This window comes from Rheinheimera sp., from assembly GCF_036568245.1.
Lineage (GTDB): Bacteria > Pseudomonadota > Gammaproteobacteria > Enterobacterales > Alteromonadaceae > Alishewanella.
In genome coordinates this window covers 1-15601 of record NZ_DATCSY010000379.1, presented here as the reverse complement: position 1 = coordinate 15601, position 15601 = coordinate 1, and the positions used below count along the sequence as shown (strand labels likewise).

12 protein-coding genes are annotated in these 15601 nt (G+C 51.6%); 9 read left to right on the top strand and 3 right to left on the bottom strand.

Annotated features, from left to right (window positions below):
- From VIN66_RS16880 to VIN66_RS16870, 3 genes are all read left to right on the top strand, one after another.
- A partial coding sequence (locus VIN66_RS16880; protein WP_331925070.1) for an insulinase family protein occupies positions 1-2178 on the top strand: 2178 nt, incomplete at its 5' end.
- A gap of 474 nt (positions 2179-2652) precedes the next feature.
- Positions 2653-3702 carry a hypothetical protein gene (locus VIN66_RS16875; protein ID WP_331925069.1) on the top strand — a complete coding sequence of 350 codons (1050 nt, stop codon included), beginning with the start codon at positions 2653-2655 and terminating at the stop codon, positions 3700-3702.
- 5 nt (positions 3703-3707) lie between these two features.
- On the top strand, positions 3708-4754 hold the full coding sequence (locus tag VIN66_RS16870) for a hypothetical protein (protein ID WP_331925068.1): 1047 nt from the start codon (positions 3708-3710) through the stop codon (positions 4752-4754).
- A gap of 43 nt (positions 4755-4797) precedes the next feature.
- Here VIN66_RS16870 and zigA read toward each other — a convergent pair whose 3' ends face one another.
- Positions 4798-6000, bottom strand: coding sequence for a zinc metallochaperone GTPase ZigA (gene zigA, locus VIN66_RS16865; protein ID WP_331925067.1), 1203 nt, complete (start codon positions 5998-6000; stop codon positions 4798-4800).
- Positions 5987-6361, bottom strand: a complete 375-nt coding sequence (locus tag VIN66_RS16860) for a MerC domain-containing protein (RefSeq protein ID WP_331925066.1) — start codon at positions 6359-6361, stop codon at positions 5987-5989. Before VIN66_RS16860 ends, zigA begins: the two co-directional genes overlap by 14 nt.
- Positions 6362-6588: 227 nt before the next feature.
- On the opposite strand from VIN66_RS16860, the gene VIN66_RS16855 reads away from it, so the two are divergent.
- The 5 genes from VIN66_RS16855 to VIN66_RS16835 all read left to right on the top strand — a co-directional run bounded on the left by VIN66_RS16855 (position 6589) and on the right by VIN66_RS16835 (position 14260).
- Positions 6589-8970, top strand: coding sequence for a TonB-dependent receptor (locus VIN66_RS16855; RefSeq protein WP_331925065.1), 2382 nt, complete (start codon positions 6589-6591; stop codon positions 8968-8970).
- 67 nt (positions 8971-9037) lie between these two features.
- A complete protein-coding gene (locus tag VIN66_RS16850) occupies positions 9038-10384 on the top strand; it encodes a 5-methyltetrahydrofolate--homocysteine methyltransferase (RefSeq protein ID WP_331925064.1) in 1347 nt (448 codons plus the stop codon).
- A gap of 144 nt (positions 10385-10528) precedes the next feature.
- Positions 10529-11551: a Fe(3+) ABC transporter substrate-binding protein gene (locus VIN66_RS16845; protein ID WP_331925063.1), complete on the top strand. Its 1023-nt coding sequence runs from the start codon at positions 10529-10531 to the stop codon at positions 11549-11551.
- A gap of 32 nt (positions 11552-11583) precedes the next feature.
- Positions 11584-13218 (top strand): iron ABC transporter permease, encoded by a 1635-nt coding sequence (locus VIN66_RS16840; RefSeq protein ID WP_331925062.1) that lies wholly within the window; start codon positions 11584-11586, stop codon positions 13216-13218.
- A gap of 4 nt (positions 13219-13222) precedes the next feature.
- Positions 13223-14260 carry an ABC transporter ATP-binding protein gene (locus tag VIN66_RS16835; RefSeq protein WP_331925061.1) on the top strand — a complete coding sequence of 346 codons (1038 nt, stop codon included), beginning with the start codon at positions 13223-13225 and terminating at the stop codon, positions 14258-14260.
- Here VIN66_RS16835 and VIN66_RS16830 read toward each other — a convergent pair.
- Positions 14241-15248 carry a YeiH family protein gene (locus tag VIN66_RS16830; protein ID WP_331925060.1) on the bottom strand — a complete coding sequence of 336 codons (1008 nt, stop codon included), beginning with the start codon at positions 15246-15248 and terminating at the stop codon, positions 14241-14243. The genes VIN66_RS16835 and VIN66_RS16830 overlap by 20 nt on opposite strands.
- Positions 15249-15344: 96 nt before the next feature.
- On the opposite strand from VIN66_RS16830, the gene VIN66_RS16825 reads away from it, so the two are divergent.
- Positions 15345-15601, top strand: a 257-nt coding sequence (locus VIN66_RS16825; RefSeq protein ID WP_331925059.1) for a LysR family transcriptional regulator, incomplete at its 3' end; no start/stop codon positions are given.

Genomic DNA, 15601 nt, shown 5'->3' with positions numbered 1-15601 from the left:
ATGAAGGTGGCACTGCTGAGCAACCTGCCGTTAAACGAGATGGAGCAGCTGGCCCGCAAGCATTTCAGCAGTATTGAAAACAAGAACATTGAACCGCCGAAGGTTGACGCAGAACTTGATTTCAGCAACCTTGGTGCCAAGCGTATTCACTATGTGCCGAATCAGGATGTTAAACAGTTACGGCTGGATTTTACTATCCGCAACAATACCGATCAGTTTGCGCTGAAGCCCAACGAGTTTATCACCTATCTGCTGGGCTCAGAAATGCCGGGTACACCGGCAGAACAGTTAAAAAGCATGGGGCTGATTTCTAAACTGAGCGCCTCAGCCACGCCGGACTTATATGGCAACTATGGCTCGCTGACAGTAGATGTAGAACTGACCGATGTTGGTATGCAAAACCGTGAAGGCATCGTCGCCACTATTATGCAGTATATTGAGCTGATAAAGCTTGAAGGGGTGGATGCGAAATACTTCAGCGAAATTCAGACCAGCCTGAATAACCAGTTCCGTTTTCTGGAGAAAGGCGATGAGTTCGGTTATGTCGCTAACCTGACCGATGCTATGCAGAAAGTGCCGGCCCGAAATGCCATTAATGCGCCGTTTTATTACCAACGCTTTGACGCCGCTGCGGTAAAAGATGTGCTGCAGCAGTTGACCCCGCAGCACTTGCGCATCTGGTATATCAGTAAACAGGAGCCGCATGACAGCAGCCTGCATTTTTATGACGGCAAATATAAAATAGCTGCTATCAGCGCAGAAGAGCAGCAAAGCTGGCAACAAAGCCCCCAGCTGGCACTTAACCTGCCGGCGGTAAACCGTTTGTTGCCGGAAAACTTTGACGTAAAACCGATGGTAACGCAAAGCAAGCCGGAAATTATTCTGCAGCAGGATGGCATCAGTGCCTGGTTGTATCCAAGTCAGGCATTTGCCAGTCAGCCCCGCGGCGTATTGGAAATTTTCTTCAATACCGGCGCGCCGCAACAGGATATCAAAGCCAGGGTATTGCTGGCCTTGTGGCACGATTTGTTTAACCTGCAACAAAGTGCCTTGGCGACAGAGGCGGACATCGCCGGCATGCAGTTGCGTCTGACGGCAGGTAGCGGTATGGCGCTGACCATAGCCGGTTTTACAGACAAACAGCCGCAGTTATTGCAACAGGCGCTGGCAGGCCTCAGTGTGAGTGTGCAGGAGCAAAGCTTTGCCCAGGCGAAAGACCGCTATATCCGTGGCTTACAGAATCAGGGTAAACAATTTCCGTTTTATCAGGCGTTCGGTGCTTTTAATAACCTGATCCGTAACGGTAACTATGAAACAGCTCAGTTAATTGACGCGGCCAACAGCCTGACTAATACCGATCTGCAGGCGTTTATTCAGCATACGCTGAGCAATAACCAGCTGCGCATCTTTGCCTTTGGTAACTACGATAAAGCCACCGTATCGCAAGTATTGTCAGAACTGAAACAGGCATTACCGGCGGACCGCACTGAGCTACCGTATCAGCGCAGTGCATACTGGAAGCCTGCGGCAGGTCAGACGCTGGTGGTGCAAAAAGATATCGATGTCGCTGATGTCGCACTGGTTGATGTGCATGTGCACCCGGAACCTTCATACAGTCAGTTGGCCAGAGCCACCATTTTAAAGAGCCACTTCAGCAATGTTGCGTTTGACAAGTTGCGTACTGAAGAGCAGCTCGCCTATGCGGTAGGCGGTACTGCCATGCAACTGGAGGATTACGTCGGGTTCGCCATGTACATTCAGACACCGGTAAAGGGCGTTGCTGACATGCAACAGAGGTTTGACAGCTTTAAGCAGCAGTATGCGAAAGAGCTGGATAACCTGACAGAAGAAGCCTTTGCGCAGTTAAAAGCCAGTACGCTGGTCACGCTGAAAGAGCCGCCGAAGAATATGCAGGATGAGGTAGGCCCTATGCTTGGCGACTGGTACCGGGAAAGGTTCAGCTTCGACAGCAAGCAACAATTGATTGCCGCAGTTGAACAGGTCACCTTGGCTGATGTAAAAGCGTTTTACCGTGAAACCATGCTGAACGACAAGGCTCCACGTATTTCGGTGCAAATGCGTGGCACTAAGTTCCGTGACCAGCCATTTGCTGATGTAAAAGGCCAGATAAAAGTGGACGACGTAGCCGCATTTCACCGCCAAATGCAAAAGCAGTAATGCCGGTTAGTTAACGCTGTAGCTGCCATCGGTTTGCCCACACCAACACGAAGCCCCTCCGTGGGGGCGCCTCTCAGCCCATCAGGTGCTGAGACGGTTGGCTTAGGGCAAACCGATTCTGCTTAAATGATCAGTATTAGCTTTAGCTGCGTTTTTTGATCGCAGTAATGTATCCGGAAAAATAATTGGAGTAATCACTTAAAACACCCGCTGTTATGCTGGCACTGCATTTAAATGCCGGTTAACCGCCATACGCTCGCCTGCACTGGATGTTCATTTTTGCAGATAATCGGAAATTTAAACACCGGATCGCTTATACAGCGTTTTACGCAGAAAACTGCGCATTGCAATCAAATTGGGCTGGTCTATCTTGTTGTTGGAGTTGTAAATCGCCATACGGAAGCGGCAGGAAAATAATAAAAAAATCTCAGCAAGAACCCTGATTCAGCAGAGAAAAAGACAGAGGACATCCCAATGAAAAAATCCACCCTGCTGCTACTGGCAGGCCTGCTCAGTGGTGCTGCGCAGGCCGCTGTTGGCGGCTACCCGGTAGTATTGGTACATGGTTTTCAACCTGATAACCTGGCGAGCCGGCCAACCGGTAGTCAGGTAACCAACAATGGCGCGGCATACTGGGCCGAATACTGGCGCGACCGCGCCGATGTGCGTATCGACTGGCCCTCGCAGGAACGTGTTGCCGGTAAAATTGCCAGCGATTATGTTTGGCCAAAGCTGCAGCAGATGTCGCGTAATGGCACCTGTGCCAGCGGCTGTATTTTTGTGTCGCACTCTACCGGCGATCTGGTGACCCGTTACATTATCGATAATCAGGCGCTTTGGTTGCAAAATGCCGGCTTACAACCACTGAATATTGTGGCGACCTTTGATTTTGCCGGTGCCGGCGGTGGTGTAGAACTTGCTGATTTAGCGGTGAATGTCGTGGGCGGCTCCGGCCTGATTGATACTACGCTGAAACTGGCACTATCGCTGTGGTTGGGGCAGATCCCATCGCCGTCGAATATTGGCGTGTTGAATGATCTGCGGGTCAACACAGCCCGGCAGCTGGCTGCTTTTCCGGACAGCCGTGTACCCAGGTTACGTTTTGTTGGCGCAGGGTCTGATTTTCTCGGTGCAACCGGCGCCTTTTTACCGGGCGAAGATGATGGCGTTGTTGCCAGTCATTCCAGCTGCGGTGCGTCATCAGCGGCCAGTTTTAACAGCTGCTCACGCAGTGTTGCCTTTGACGGCAAGTTGACATCAGTCAGTGGTCCATCCGCCTTTATGCCTTACCATTATCCGATGCTGATGAGCGAAGGTTACAGCCACAGCGATGTTATCGCCAACGGTGCGGCTGATGAAGTCACAGCGGCAAATAGTAGTTCGAATTACCTCAACGGTGAGCGTTTGCAATTCAACACTTATGACGAAACCCGCGGCTGGTGGATTTTCAGCTCGCGCTATCGTGTAGTACGTAACTCTGGTAACACCAGCATGTCTGCATTGGTGTATCAGGCGGCGAACTAGTGCCGATGAAAAAAGCGTTATGGCTATTAAGCCTGTCAGCAGTGCTGGCAGGCTTAGTGTATTTCTGGCCGCAAAAAACCGTTGTTGAGCCTGTTGCAGCAGAGGTATCTGATCATGCCCCGCAGAGCAGACCGCCAGCTGAGCATAAGACACCCGCTGCAGCACCACAGATTACCGTCACAGAGAAGATCCCTGAGCCGGTAACTGCGAGCTTTAAACTGTTGGCGACGGCTTATGCTGCTGAACTTAATACGCCACCGTATTCCAGGCCGCTCAATGTTGACGATGAGCACTTACTGCAGCCTAACCGCTACATAGTGCAAACTGTGCCATTAGAAGGCGGAGCAAGTGCCGCTATAGTGCTGCCTAAATACCGTTTTAGCTATCCCGAGACCGTACCGGTCACACTGCAGGTAAGTGGTTTGCAGTTAGCCGATGTCAGCGTACGGCTGCAACATGAAACCACTGCAGAGCAAAGCGACAGCAAACAGATGCGAGGTACAACAGAGCAGTACAGCGCTACGCTGGATGCTGATGACAGCTGGAATGGCGCCTTTGAAGTTCAGGTCAGTTTTCGTGCCAACGGTCAGCAGCAGGTACTTAAAACCGGTATTGAATACTATAACCCGGTGGCAACAGTGACCGGTGTTGGCGAACCTTATGGTGTTGGCAGTGATATGCATATACCGGTGCAAATTGATGTCAAGCAAAGTGGCTTTTACCGGTTGCGGGCCAATTTATACACCGACCAGCGTCAGCCACTGGCACTGCTGACGGCAAGCGAAAAACTGAGCGAAGGTGAGGCCGAAATCACGTTGAAGGCTTTTAAAGCCGTGCTGCGTAAGCATAGCGGCTCCTTTATTCTTGGCACCGTTATATTGGAAAAGCGCCCGGCGACACCCGGCGAGCAAACGCAATATGGCGACAGTGAAAAAGCACAATACCCACTGGATTATTTCTCTCTTGACCAGCTAAGTGATGAGCCCTGGCAGGCTGATGAGCAGGAACGGCAACGGCTGCAGTTTTTACAGCAAATGGCTGGCGAGCAGTAGCAGTTTGGTATTTCATCACCGATAACGTAGCCAGGTCACTAAATTACTGCGTAAAAGGATCCGGCAGCTGCTGCCATTGTGCTTCAGCCAATGCCAGTTCTGCATCGGTGAGCAAACAAGCATTAAGCTGTGCCAGCATGGCTCTTTTATCCAGTTGCTGGCCGATAAATACCAGCTCCTGCCGCCGGTCGCCGTAGGGCTCGGCCCAGTTCAGAATAATCGCTTGCTGCATGTCGGCACTCTGCGGCCATTGGTCAGCCGGCACAGCCTGCCAGAACAAACCTGCCATATGATACCGAGCCATACCGCCAGCCTGGTGCCATAGCCAGGCGTAAGCCGGCGTGCTGGCCAGCCAGAAATAGCCTTTTGAGCGCAGCAGGCGCCCGCTTGGCCAATCCTGATGCAAAAACGCATGAAACCGCAGCGGATGAAACGGCTTACGGGCGGTAAAGCTGAAACTGCTGATGCCGTACTCTTCAGTTTCCGGTGTATGCTCACCACGCAGTTCCGCCAGCCAGCCGGGCGCCTGCTGCGCTTTGTCGAAGTTAAACAGGCCGGTATTTAAAATCTGATTTAATGCTACCTTACCGTGCTCTGCGTCAATAATACGGGCACTGCTATTTAAACTATGCAGTATCGCGTGTAGCCGTTGCAGTTGCGCAGTGGTGACTAAATCGGCTTTGCTGATGATCAGCACATCACAAAACTCCACCTGTTCTATCAGTAAGTCGCTGACACTGCGCTCGTCGTCTTCGCCTAAACTTTCTCCATGTTCGGTTAAATCCTGTGCGGCCTCAAAGTCGGTGAGAAAATTCACTGCATCTACTACCGTGACCAGCGTATCTAAGCGGGCAATATCAGCCAGGGTCTGGCCATCCTCATGCTCAAATGTGAAGGTTTCGGCTATAGGCAGTGGCTCTGAAATGCCGGTTGATTCTATCAGCAGATAATCAAAGTGGCCTGCTTTGGCCAGCTTGCTGACTTCCTGCAGCAAGTCTTCGCGTAGCGTACAGCAAATACAACCATTGCTCATTTCAACCAGTTTTTCTTCTGCGCGGTTAAGGCTGACTTCTTTATTTAACTGATTAGCATCGATATTCACATCGCTCATATCATTAACAATAACAGCAACCCGTAAGCCCTCGCGGTTATGCAGTATGTGGTTCAGCAAAGTGGTTTTGCCAGCGCCGAGAAAGCCTGACAGCACTGTTACCGGCAAGCGTGTGTCTGTTTTAGTGTGCTGCATGCTGTGGTACTTCCTGTTTATGCAATAACTGGCGGTTGTACAGGTGCGCACTGACAAGTAGCAGGCCACCACAGACAGATAACAAGGTTTCAGCGTCGTGTGGTGCCATTAACGAGGCTATCAGCAGTAAAAAACCGGCCAATCCCAGAGCAAAGGGCGTTTTACTGCGGTGCACGCACCAGCCACCAGGCAGGCTCCACACCAGAAAGGCGGCAATAGGCAGTATCATCAGATAGTGAAACCACTCCGAACCAAATACCCCCAGTAGCAAACCAGAGCTACCCAAAGCCAGCAGCAGTGGTGTGGCAAGACAATGCACAATACAAAGGCCGGAGAGCGTTGCTGCAATTAGATCTTTCATAGTTCCTCACAAAACAGGGTTATACAACCGGGTGCTGAAATGACTGCGTCGACATTCGTCGCAGTGTGTCGCTATCTGAACGTAAGCCTTGTACCAAAGCTAAAATATGTTATAACATCACAAAATGTAGAAATATGTTATAACGTAACAATTTCTTCGTCAAATGCCGGCTTTATACACAAGCGATAACTTCTGGTGTGAAGGCTGTAGTAGTTAAGAGGGATACTATGTTTAAAAAGACAATGCTGACCAGCCTGGTCAGTGCCTCACTGATGAGTGGTGTGGCTAATGCAGAATCAATATCCGGTGTGGTAACAGATAGCAGCGGAAACCCTGTTGCAGGTGCTACCGTCAGTGTCGCCGGAGAAAATCAGCAGGTTGTAACCGACTCGGATGGCCGCTTCAGTATCAGTATGCAAGCAGCCCAGGCTGAACTGCATGTTGAGGCTTCAGGCTTCGCCCACCGCAACGCACATTTTACTGTACCGCAGCAGGGGCTGGCAGATATCAGTCTGATATTGCTCAGCAGTACGATTGAAGTTATTGATGTAAAAGCCAGCTTATTTCATACCTCCGCCACTGAATCGGCGTTACCGGTAAATGTGCTGGCGGGTGACAACCTGAAAATGCGCCAGGCATCGACACTTGGCGATACGCTAAAAAATGAAGTCGGTGTGCATTCTAACTTTTATGGCGGCGTAGCCAGCAGCCCTATTATCCGTGGTTTGGATGGCCCAAGGGTACTGATTGCCCAGAACGGACTGGATGCCGGTGATGCGTCCCGCGTTGGCCCGGATCACAGCGTGGCCAGCGAAGCCAGTACTGCAACCCAGATTGAGGTGTTACGTGGCCCGGCGACGCTGTTTTATGGCAGTGGCGCCATTGGTGGCGTAGTAAACGTGGTGGATGAGCGGGTACCGACAGACAGCACAAGCCGCGCCGAATGGATGGTGCAGCATGAGTCGGTTAACAATGAAAAATTGGTGGCGGGTTCTGCCGTAAGCGGTACAGATAATATTGCAGTATATGTAGATGGATTCTGGCGCGACAGTGATGACTACAGTATTCCGGGGTTTGCTGAAGCTGAACCGGAAGAGGGCGCTAAAAAAGGCAAGGTAGCTAATTCAGCGGCAGAGGCCAAAGGTGGCACTGTGGGGGCCAGCTGGTTGCTTAGTAATGGCTATGTGGGCATGTCGTATGGCCGTTTAGAGCGCGAATATGGCATACCGGGGCACTCACACGGTGGCCATGAGCATGAAGAAGGCGAGTCGCACGAAGAGGAACAGGTTTATGCCGATTTAACGCAGAACCGCTACCAGCTGTTAAGCGAACTTAATTTCTCCTCTGGCCTTATCCGTGCAGTGAATACCCGGCTGGCATTCACCGACTATGAACATGCCGAAATTGAAGCTGGGGTGGTAGGCACTACTTTTAAGAACCGTAGTCAGGAAGCGCGGCTGGAGCTGTTGCACCGCACGTTCGAGCACTGGCGTGGCGGGCTAAGCCTGCATTATAAATTCAGCGATTTCGAAGCTGTGGGTGAAGAAGCATTCACCCCTCCGTCAGAGAGTCAGATGCTGGCAGTTGTGTTAATGGAAGAGCGCCATTTTGGCCCCTGGCTGCTGCAACTTGGCGCCCGGGTCGAGCGCGTCACTATAGATGCCGACACCGTCTTACTGCCTGATATTGGCGCTCACGGCCATGATGATCATCAGCACGACCATGCTGAAGAGGCCGGACATATCCGTGCCTTTGATGTTAGTCATCGCTTTACACCTTATAGCTTGTCGGCGGGAGCGGTATGGGACTTTGCTGAAGGTTACAACTTCGGCGTGTCTGTATCCCGCTCGCAGCGTGCACCGGCGGCATCAGAATTATTGTCATTCGGCGCCCATATCGGCACGGCATCTTATGAAGTGGGAGCCTTATTTGCGCTTGATGGCGACGAGTTTGTCCTCAATACCCAACCGATTGAACTGGAAACGGCAAACAACCTGGATCTGACACTGCGCAAATTCAGCGGCAATACCGGCTTTGTGCTAAACGCGTTTTATAACCGGGTAGATAACTACTACTACCAGCAAAATACCGGCTTATTTGCCGAGTCTGGCCATAGCCATGACCACGGCGATGAAGACGGCCACGATCACGCCAGCGAACTGCCGGTGTATTTATTTACCGCTGCGGATGTCACCCTGCATGGTCTGGAAGCTCAGTTTAACTGGCAAATCAACGACCCCTTTAAGTTAACGCTGCAAGGTGATTATATTCGTGCCCGTCTGAACGATGGTGGCGATTTACCCCGCACACCACCACTGCGTATGGCTGCTGAGCTGGCTTATGAGCACGATGCGATAAGCGCCGATCTGCGCGCGACCCGTTACTTTAAGCAGGACAAGGTTTCTGAACTGGAACAGGCTACCGGCGGTTACACACTGCTGGATGCAAGCGTCAGTTACCGCTTTGAATTAGGCCCTCAGTTACTGACTGCTTACATCAAAGGTCAGAACCTGACCGACGAAGAAGCGCGGGTACATACCTCGTTCTTAAAAGACATTACGCCGTTACCAGGCCGCTCTGTGGCGGTGGGTCTGCGCGGCAGTTTCTGATTTTTTTTGCAGCAGGAAATACCGGTTCCTGGCCTGCTGCATTTTTTATGTTTAACAAGGAGTTGCAATGTTACAAACAAAACTCAGCCTGGCAGCGGCGCTGGTCAGCGTGTCTTTACTCAGTGCCTGTGGTGACAACACTACGCATATTGTCGAGAAAGAGCCGATCCCGGTAGAAGACGACCATGATCATGATGATGTCAGCGCTGCGGGCCGGTTAGCTATCTCAGCAAAAGATTCTAATCTGGTGTCAGTGTATGATCTCGCAGACAGCATGCTGCTGGATAGCTTTGCTGTAACTGATACGCCATCAGCTCTGGCCGCTTCAGCCAGTAAACGTTACGCCCTGGTGGTACAGCGTACTACCGATCGTATTGAGTTTATCGATGGCGGCGTATTTCAGGAAGATCACGGCGACCATTTGCATGACTATCAGCAAGAGCCAGCTCTGGCCAGTTTTGTGTTAACTGACAGCCGGCCGACGCACATTACCACGAACGATAGTCAGGTAGCGGTATTCTTTGATGGCGATGCGGCAACCGGTACGCCGGCTGCACTGGCGGTATTTACTGATGCCGATATTACCAGCGACAGCGGCGGTTACGCTGTATTGCACTACAACACCAATATGCATGGTGCTGCGCAGGCGCGGGGCGAGTACGTGCTGTCAACTATCCGTGATGCCAACAGTGCTACCACTTTGCCTGACCAGGTAGGGCTGTATCATGCACATGGTGATCATTTCCACGACGAGCTGGTGTTTGACGAGTTATGTCCGGGCCTGCACGGCAGCGCACAGAATGAACATTTTATCAGCTTTGGCTGTACCGACGGTGTCTTGCTGATTGAGCAGGCCGCTGATAATAGCTTTACCGCCAGTAAATTAGCTAATAGCACTGAGTTTACCGGCACCATGCGTATAGGTACGCTGGTCGGTGATAAGACAGCTGAACACTTTGTTGGTTTTGCCGGCACCAGCATGTTCGCCATTCATGCGCAAGACAGTGAAATGGCGCTGGTAGACTGGCAGGGCGCAGAGGGGGCTACTCTGGTTGGCTACGGTTTTGCCGACAGCGGTGAAAAGTTTGTACTGTTAGATAGTCAGGGGTATTTAACCATACTGAATTATCATGGCCATGAACATGACGGTGAAGCAGAACAATCGCCATTTGAATTCGCCGCCAAAGTGCAGTTAACCACCGCCGATATAGCGACTATGCCTGAAGGCAGCCGCTTTGAGCTGGCCATTTCAGCCAGTGATGACAAGGTGTATGTCACTAACCCAATCGACAATACGCTGCTGACAGTAGATATTGCTGACGCCGAAGTGGTAGCAACAAAGCAGCTGGACTTTGTGCCGCATAAATTAGTGTGGCTGGGCGTCGCCGAACCAGCAGAGGCGCATGATCACTAACTGCTGAGTATCCGCAATTATACCGGGGCCGTTAAACAGTGTTTAACGGCCTTTTTTGTTATTATGTCGTGGTAATTTGAGAATGGTTCTTATTTATGCTTATATGCTGGCAGATGAATCATTAATGCATGAAGGGGTAATACTATGAAAGCTAATCTGGCAATAGCCTTATTAGGCGCAGGTCTTATTGCTACCGTTGTTAACAGCACTGCGGCGCTGGCAGCAGAAGTAAATATCTACTCTGCCCGCCAGGAAGAGCTGATTAAACCACTGCTGGATAAATTTACTGCCGACACCGGTATTAAAGTGAACCTTATTACCGGTAAACCGGATGAGCTTATCAGCCGCATGGTCAGTGAAGGTCGAAACAGCCCGGCAGATGTGTTAATCAGTACCGATGTTGGCCGTCTGCACCGCGCTAAGCAGCAAGGAGTGCTGCAGGCTATTACCTCAGAGACATTGACCAGTGCTATTCCAGCAGCACTGCGCGACCCAAACGGGCAATGGTTTGGTTTAACCATGCGCGCCAGACCCATAATGTATGTGCCCGGAAAGGTGTCGCCCGAGCAGTTGTCTACTTACGAAGACTTAGCGAACAGTAAATGGCGTGGCCGTATTTGTATTCGCTCGTCAGATAATATTTATAATCAGTCTATGACTGCCAGCATGATTGCGCATGACGGTGTTGAAGCAGCAGAAAGCTGGGCCAAAGGCCTGGTAGCAAACCTGGCAATGCCACCCAGAGGCGGTGACAGAGATCAGATCAAAGCCGCGGTTTCCGGCGCATGCGATATTGCCATCGCCAACACTTACTATCTGGGCGGCATGCTTGCCGAGCCATCACAGCAGAAAATTGCACAGCAAATAAAGGTATTTTGGCCCAATCAGAATGACCGCGGTGCACATGTGAACATATCCGGCGCCGGTGTTGCCAAACATGCAAAAAATAAAGCCGAGGCCGTTAAATTACTTGAGTTTATGACCACTGCCGAATCTCAGCAGTGGTACGCTGAAACAAACCATGAGTATCCGGTACGCGACGGTGTGCAAATCAGCACCATTTTGCAGGGCTTTGGCAGCTTTAAGGCAGATCAGCTGCAACTGGAAAAACTGGGCGAACTAAATGCTGAAGCGATCCGGGTAATGGACAGAGCAGGCTGGAAATAACGCCGAATGTATGTACATAGGGTTACGCCAGGATGAGAAAAAGCCGTTTTGATCTCTGGCATTGGGCTATTTTACTGCCAGCCCTGCTGCTGGCAGTGCCCGTGTTAGTGATTTTTAGCAGTGTGTTTAACCCGCAGCCGGATGTCTGGCAGCATTTGCGCCAGACTGTACTGGCCGATTATATTATCAATTCTCTGCTACTGGCCGCTGGCACAGGGCTTGGCGCCATGACAACAGGCACACTATGCGCCTGGCTGGTAAGCCGGTACCAGTTTACCGGCCGCCGTGTGATGGAATGGCTACTGCTGCTGCCGCTGGCGATGCCTGCTTATATTATTGCTTACACGTACACCGGCATGCTGGATTTTGCCGGGCCGCTGCAAAGTGCGTTACGAGCGCAGTTTGACTGGCGTTATGGCGATTATTGGTTTCCACAAATCCGCTCATTGGGTGGCGCCATTGTTATGTTGTCACTTGTGCTTTATCCGTATGTTTATATGCTGGCCAGAGCGGCGTTTCGCGAGCAGAGTGCTTCTTTGCTGGAGGCCAGCCGCACACTGGGGCTGACACCGTGGCAGCATCTGAAAAAAGTGGCGTTACCGTTGGCCCGGCCGGCAATACTGACCGGCACGGCACTGGCAATGATGGAAGCGTTTGCGGATTACGGCACTGTGCAATATTTTGGCGTTACGACTTTTACCACCGGTATTTTCCGTACCTGGTTTGGCATGGGCAATCAGGTTGCCGCAGCCCAGCTCGCGGCTATGCTATCTGGCTTTGTATTGGTGCTGTTATTGCTCGAACGCTGGTCACGGCGCTGCATCCGCTATTACCATCTCGGGCAGCATAATCACGCCATGCCGCGGCTGAAACTGACATTGTCAGCGCAGTTAACGGTATTGCTGCTGTGTCTGCTGCCGGTGTTATTTGGTTTTATTATTCCGGCAGCGCAGTTATTAAACTGGAGTCTGACGCATTATCAGCAAACCCTCGGGCCGCAGTTTAGCCAGCTTGTCTGGAACAGCTTTTCACTGGCCGCGCTGGCTGCTGTTATCACGCTGTTGCTGTCTTTGTTGTTCGCTTATGGTAAACGGCTGCGGCCGGGTTCTGTCGTGCAGGCGCCTGTGCGTTTGGCGGCTTTGGGTTATGCCGTGCCGGGTACCGTTATCGCCATTGGTGTGATGATCCCGCTGGCCTATCTGGATGGCCGTATTGATGCTGCTGCAGAGCAGTGGTTTGGTGCGCGTACCGGGCTGGTTTTCTCCGGTACCTTGTTTGCGTTATTGCTGGCATACAGCGTGCGTTTTCTGGCGATATCCCTGCACAGTATCGAGACCGGGCTTGGCCGCATAAAACCCAGTATGGACAATGCTGCACAGTCTCTTGGTTTAACACCACTGCAGGCATTGCTAAGGGTGCATGTGCCTTTGCTACGCCCAAGCGTATTGGCAGCGTTGTTGCTGGTATTTGTCGATGTGTTAAAAGAGCTGCCGGCGACGCTTATTTTACGGCCATTTAATTTTAATACGCTGGCGGTGCGAACCTATGAGCTGGCATCGGATGAGCGGCTGGCCGAGGCCGCACTGCCCGCGATAGCAATAGTACTGGTTAGCTTATTGCCCGTTATATTATTGGCCCGATCAATAGAGCCTGCGGTAAAGGAATAGAATAATGCTTGATTTACAAAACGTTGCAATATCCTACTCCGGCCATACTGTCATAAAAGATATCAGTTTTTCATTAGCGAAAGGGCAAATAGGCTGCCTGCTTGGGCCGTCCGGTTGCGGAAAAACCACGTTATTACGCGCTATTGCCGGTTTTGAACCTGTTGCAACCGGCAATATCAGCTTACAGCAACAGGTTGTCAGCTCTGACAGCCTGCAACAGGCGCCGGAGCTGCGTCAGGTGGGGATGGTATTTCAGGACTTCGCTCTTTTCCCGCATCTGAATGTAGCTGATAACATTAGTTTTGGCCTGGGGCACCTGAGCCGGCCGGCCCGCAAAGCAAAAGTTCAGCAGTTACTGCAGCTGGTTGGCTTACCGGATCTTGCAAAGCGGCATATTTATCAGTTGTCCGGCGGCCAGCAGCAGCGGGTGGCGCTGGCCAGGGCGCTGGCACCGCAGCCAAAGATGCTACTGCTGGATGAACCCTTTTCCAGCTTGGATACCGAGCTGCGTGAGGGGCTGGCGCGTGAGATCCGGCACATTTTGCAACAGCTTGGTATTACGGCTGTTATGGTCACACATGATCAGCACGAAGCTTTTGCCATGGCCGACATGATAGGCGTAATGGAGCGTGGTAAGTTACAGCAGTGGGCGACACCAGCTGAGCTTTACCATCAACCGGCTAACCGTTTTGTTGCTGATTTTATTGGCAGGGGCGTGTTTCTAACCGGTACTGTGCTGGATGACCACAAAATGGCGACCAGTCTGGGCGTGTTCGCTATGCCTGACACAGCAAGGTTTTCTCCCGGTAGCATGGTCGATGTGCTGGTAAGGCCGGATGATATTGTGCAAGACAGCAGCAGTGACATTAAAGCCAGGGTACAGAGCAAAGCTTTTCGCGGTTCACACACCTTATACCAGTTGCAGCTTGCAGGCGGTGAAACAGTGCTGAGCCTGCAGCTGAGTCATGTTAATTACGACATAGGCGAGCAAATTGGTATCAGACCAGAGTTGGCGCACCTTGTTATGTTTCCCAGGCTGTAAAGTAGATACAAAACAATGCCAGCGCAAACATTAGCAGCATCGCTGTCGAGGCAAAGGCAGCGGTGCGCCATTGGCAGTGTTTCAGATCCTGCCAGCGGCTTTGCAGGCCGGTAATGATCATCGCCAGCATCAGGCAGCTTTGCGACAGCAACGCGGCGGCTGAGCGCAACGTTTCAGACACTGGCAACAGCAACTGCAGTAGCAACAGTACAACAAAAGCGATAATAAACCACGGCAGTGGCGCCCGGGCGTCGCTGCGTTGCCAGCGGCTTAAGCCAATTAAAAATGGTGCCAGTAAACACACCCGCGCCAGTTTTATTGCCACAGCCAGCGCTGCGAACTGACCCAACTGGCCGGCTGCGGCGACCGCCTGAGACACTTCCGGTGCTGTGCTACCAATTAACCACGCCAGTTCTGCCTGGCTGAACCAACCGCTGTAGGCCAGTAAGTTGTAGCATGCCAGCGCCAGCAAGCCCATTATCATTACCAGCGCCAGGCTCTGGCTCAGTTGTGCCGGCGTGGCAGCACTGTCTTGCTTGCTAACACTTGCAGTATGTTGCAGCGATTGGGTAGCGAAGATGGCTGAAGTGCCGCAGAAACTAAAACCGGCACTTAGCAGTAACACCTGGGCTTTGGGCAGGTGAAAGTAGCGCACGCCCAGCCAGAGTGCAGCGCAAAGTACTACCACAATCAGCAACACTAAACGGGCAAACAGCCACGGATCTGTACTCAACAGCAACTGAGGATCAACTTTAAGCGCAAATAACACGATACCCAGACGCAACGCATGTTGTTGAATAGTATGAAATGTCTGGTTACGCACAGCTGTAAGCGCGGTTGGGTGAGGTTTACGCAGAGTCGTAAAGAAAACCGATAACAGTAGCCCCGTCAGCAGCGCGGCTAACACCGGATTCACCGCCTGGTGCAGCTGGGGCAGGTAAAAGTACAGTCCGTGTAAGAGTAATACTGGCAGGGCAATCCACAACATTTAATCTGTCCGGTTTGGCAGAGAACGCTGGCTATTTTAATGAATATAAAATATAAAAATAATGGATTTATTTTATGTTATAGATAGGATTTCTGAATGAATTATCCCAGTCCCCGGCAATGGTTACTGCTGGATGCAATATGCCGTTATCACAGCCTGAGTGAGGCAGCTCAGCAGCTGGCGCTGAGCCAGCCTGCAGCCAGTCAGGCGCTGAAAGAGCTGGAGCAACGCCTTGGCGCAACCTTATTTTTGCGGCAAAACCGGCAGTTGGTGCCGACACAATATACGCTGGATTTACTGCCGCGTTTGCGGCAATTGCTGGATTTACAAGCGTCAATAGTGCAGCCGCAATC